At 50.7% G+C, this 1,050-nt stretch carries 1 protein-coding gene; it reads right to left on the bottom strand.

Annotated features, from left to right (window positions below; translation table 11 throughout):
- Window positions 1-947 (bottom strand): anhydro-N-acetylmuramic acid kinase (locus tag ACTHS3_RS14340; RefSeq protein ID WP_440368287.1); only part of this gene is annotated, 947 nt, incomplete at its 3' end.
- Between the last annotated feature and the right edge of the window lie 103 nt (window positions 948-1,050).

The following is a 1,050-nucleotide window of genomic DNA, read 5'->3' as shown; positions in this document are numbered from 1 at the left end:
TGCAATTTGGTGTCGGGAGAAAACAGGGTTTCCAAGTCTTGCATCAAAACCGGATTGCGGATGCCGCCGCCGCAGATATAAAGATGATGAATCGCCGGAGCAGCTTGTTTGGTCGCATCAAAAATGGTTTGTGCGGTATAAAAGACCAATGTGCGTATCACATCTTCCGGCTTTTCATCACCTTTCAGACGACCTTGAAGCCAGCTTAGGGAAAACAACTCTCGGCCTGTACTTTTGGGATAAGGACGGCTGAAGTAAGGATGGTCGAGCAGGGACGCAAGCAGGTCAGGGAGGATTTTGCCTTGTGCGGCTTTTTCCCCGTTTTTGTCGTAAGGCTGCTGCCAAATATGTTGCATCCATGCATCCATCAACATATTGCCGGGGCCGGTATCGAAGCCGAAAGAAGGGCTGTCGGGTGGAAGGATGCTGATATTGGAAATGCCACCAATGTTGAGTACGGCGCGGGTTTCATTCGCATCTCGAAACAGCGCTTCGTGAAAGGCTGGGACGAGGGGCGCACCTTGGCCATTACAGGCAAGGTCGCGGCTGCGGAAGTCACCGACCGTGAAAATGCCGGTCAGTTCGGCTAACAGGGGGAGGTTAACCAGTTGAATGCTGTAACCGTGTTCAGGCGCATGGCGGATGGTTTGTCCGTGGCAGCCGATCGCGGCAATGTCTTTGGCCGACAGGTTTTGTTCTGCCAATAGTTGCTGGACGGTTTGGGCGTATAGGCGGCTGAGTGTTTGCGCCAGGATATTGCTTCTGTGCAATTCATTTTCGCCTATGTCTTGCAGTGCCAACAATTCTTGGCGCAGGCCGTCTGAATAGGGTAGAAAGCTGTGGGCGACAGCACGTTGCCATTGCTTGCTCTGCATTTGAATCAGTACGGCATCGGCACCGTCCATGCTGGTTCCTGACATGATACCGATATAGTATTGGGGTTGCATTTCGGTTACAGAAAGAGAAGGTAAAACGACATTTTAACGCCTTTTGACGTTTTTACGGGAATTTCGGCATTTAATGTAAATAGTTGGTGCAAGAAAGATTACA

Source organism: Neisseria sp. P0009.S007 (assembly GCF_051962515.1).
This window is presented reverse-complemented; position numbering and strand designations above follow the sequence as displayed.